Origin of the sequence: Aurantiacibacter odishensis, assembly GCF_003605195.1 — a bacterium.
Classification (GTDB): Bacteria; Pseudomonadota; Alphaproteobacteria; order Sphingomonadales; family Sphingomonadaceae; genus Alteraurantiacibacter; species Alteraurantiacibacter odishensis.
This window is the reverse complement of sequence record NZ_QYOS01000004.1, coordinates 1-2,742: the sequence shown is the minus strand read 5'-3', so window position 1 is coordinate 2,742 and position 2,742 is coordinate 1. Positions and strand designations below refer to the sequence as shown.

Annotated in this window: 4 protein-coding genes; 2 read left to right on the top strand and 2 right to left on the bottom strand. The window is 58.6% G+C overall.

The window, feature by feature from the left end:
• The coding region (locus D4Q51_RS00050) for a biotin/lipoyl-containing protein (protein ID WP_120075298.1) at positions 1-186 on the top strand (186 nt) is incomplete at its 5' end.
• Between the two features lie 135 nt (positions 187-321).
• Here the strand turns inward: D4Q51_RS00050 and D4Q51_RS00045 are convergent.
• The gene (locus D4Q51_RS00045; protein ID WP_338068435.1) at positions 322-1,512 is read right to left on the bottom strand and encodes an acetyl-CoA acetyltransferase; all 1,191 of its coding nucleotides are present in this window, start codon (positions 1,510-1,512) and stop codon (positions 322-324) included.
• Between the two features lie 11 nt (positions 1,513-1,523).
• On the opposite strand from D4Q51_RS00045, the gene D4Q51_RS00040 reads away from it, so the two are divergent.
• A complete protein-coding gene (locus D4Q51_RS00040; RefSeq protein ID WP_120075297.1) occupies positions 1,524-1,889 on the top strand; it encodes a Zn-ribbon domain-containing OB-fold protein in 366 nt (121 codons plus the stop codon).
• Here D4Q51_RS00040 and D4Q51_RS00035 read toward each other — a convergent pair.
• The coding region (locus D4Q51_RS00035) for a CaiB/BaiF CoA transferase family protein (RefSeq protein WP_162925062.1) at positions 1,877-2,742 on the bottom strand (866 nt) is incomplete at its 5' end. The two genes, D4Q51_RS00040 and D4Q51_RS00035, sit on opposite strands and share 13 nt — an antisense overlap.

Here is a 2,742-nt window from a genome sequence, read left to right as displayed (position 1 = left end):
CCGCAATTCGGAATGGGAATGCAGGATGCCGAGGTCGTCAGGTGGTTGAAGGCTGTGGGTGACAGCGTGACCGAAGGTGAACCGATCGCCGAGGTCGAGGCTGCCAAGACCACAGTCGAGGTGGACTGTCCCGTAACAGGGACACTCAAGGAATCTGCGCACAACCCGAAGAGGTGGTGGAGCTAACCGAAGAGGTGGTGGAGCTAAGGGGAAAGCTCGCCGTTATCTCGACCGGTTACCGTTCGTATCGAAAATCCGCCTGCGAGAACGCGGTTCGGGGCGAGGTGCAATCCAGCTCTCGCCCCCCTCTCACCGCAGTTCTCAGATCGTCGAAAGCGAACCGAGAATCGCGGTGGCTTGGCTTGAGAATGTTCCACCATTCGCGTGCGCCAGGCACAGATCGACGTCCGGCTGCTGATTGGCTGCTTCCCCACGAAGCTGACGAGCGGCTTCGACGATGGCGAACAGCCCGTACATTCCGGGATGGCAGTAGCTGAGACCTCCGCCGTTGGTATTGACCGGCATACTGCCACCCGGTGCGATATGACCTTCCGATACGAATGCGCCGCCTTCGCCTTTCTCGCAAAAGCCTAGATCTTCCAGAAAAATCAGGGTGTTGATGGTGAAGGCATCGTAGAGTTGAACGGTATCCATCTGTTGCGGCGTCACCCCTGCAATGGCCATGGCCCTCGCTCCAGATTCCCTGGCAGCAGTGGCCGTCAGGTCGGGCATGGCGCTGATCGAGTTGTGCCACGTTGCAGCAGCGGCACCTAGGATTGGCACCGGCGGTTTCGGCAGATCCGATGCCCGTCGGGTCGAAGTCAGATAGATCGCGGCGGCCCCGTCGGTGACGAGGCAGCAATCCGCCTTGGTGAGCGGAGAACTGATCATGCGGGATTTCAGACAATCTTCGATGGACAGTGGCCCCTTGGCGAAAGCCTCGGGATTGGTGTTGGCCCATTGCCGCGCAGCCACGGCTACGGCGGCGAGGTCTTCCCGGCGCGTGCCGAACTCGTGCATATGACGCGCCGCAACCAGTGCATAGCTGCTGAGCGGGAAGATGGGATCATATCGGGCTTCCCATTTGTTGCTCTTTGCAGGCGTAGCCAGCTTCCCGCCGCTGCTTCTCTGGTTGGAGCCATAAGTGATCAGCGCGTTGTCGATGTATCCAGCGTCGATCATGATGCTGGCCGTGATCATGTGACTGATGAAGGAGGACCCTCCCGTACGGTTATTGTCCGTGAAGCGAGGGGAGATGCCGTAGTATTCCGCCATGGAAAGAGTGCCGAATAGATCGTCTGGCAGACAGCCGAACAGTGCATCCACGTCCTGAATCCTGGCGTCGGCGTCCTGCAAAGCCATCAGTCCAGCTGTGGCCGCCAGATCAAGAGAACTGAAGCCTGGCATCTCACCAACCCCGTAGGTTGCGAGCCCCGCAATCGATGCGGCGCCTCTTGGAAATTCGTCCTTCATATTCATTGTCCTCGATTGACCCGGGGCATCCTTGACCATAATCCTAGGGCATGAACGACATCGAAGCCCATACGCCCGAAGCCGAATTTGAAGAGGGTTTGAGGCAAGGCAAGATACTGCTGCAACGCGATACAGTATCGGCGGAATGTCATTTTCCTCCACGCATTCGCGCTTTGGGCGAAGCGACCCAATGGGTCGAAGCGTCCGGACACGGAACAGTGCATTCCGTTACGGTGTTGTATCCTAAGCCCCCGCGCGAGCCTTACAACGTCGCGCTGGTCGAATTGGAAGAGGGCGCGCGCCTCATGAGCCGGGTTGACGGTATTGCAGCCGGGGAAGTTTCGATCGGGATGAAGGTGAGGGCGAAAGTGCTTCAGGCCGAGGCCGGGCCGCTGATCGTGTTTCATCCCGACTGACGGTTTTGCTGAGGTGGACCTGCCAATCGCTCGATCTCTTCGGGCGTAAAATTCGCTTCTTCCAGAATCTCGCGACTGTGCTGACCCAACCGTGGCCCCGGCTGACCGGGTTCACCGGGTGTTTGCGAAAAACTGACGGGAACGCCCGGCATACGCATGTTTCCATCAGCGGAATGTACTTGGTGCCAGAAGCCGACCTGCTCCAGGTGTGGATCGTCCAGCAGATCATCGATTGAACGTACCGGCATGGCAGGACATTGCGCCTGCGTAAGGACCGCCATCCATTCCTCGGTAGTGCGGGTCTCCAGGACTTTCGACAACTGGCCGAGCACCTGCGTGATATTCTGCGTCCTCGTTCTCAAACTTTTGAACATGGGGTCTTTCGACCATTCCGGGTTGCCGATAGCATCGAAGAAATTCGACCAGTGCCGATCATTATAGATCATGACAGCGATATAGCCGTCGGCAGTTCGATAAGGGCGCCGCTGCGGCGAAAGGGCGCGCGGATAGCCTGTGGGTCCGATCGGCGGGTTGAACATGGCCCCGCAAAGGTGTTCGACCATCGAGAAGGACGCCAGAGTCTCGAACATCGGGACTTCGATCTCCTGTCCATGTCCATGCCGCTCTCGCTCGAACAATGCTGCCATCACGGCATATGCCGCGGTGAGGCCCGCGACCTTATCCGCAACCACTGTTGCCAGGTAGGTGGGCTCTCCGCCTGATAGGGCGGCCTGCAGCGAAACGATGCCCGACGCAGCCTGGACGATATCGTCATAGGCGGGATAGTCTGCATATGGACCGGTTTTCCCATAACCGTACAAGTTGGCATATATGATGCGAGGGTTGCTTGCGC

Coding starts and splice junctions, on each gene's coding strand:
- D4Q51_RS00045 (WP_338068435.1), bottom strand. CDS start 1,512: ATGGTCAAGGATGCCCCGGGTCAATCGAGGACAATGAATATGAAGGAC.
- D4Q51_RS00040 (WP_120075297.1), top strand. CDS start 1,524: ATGAACGACATCGAAGCCCATACGCCCGAAGCCGAATTTGAAGAGGGT.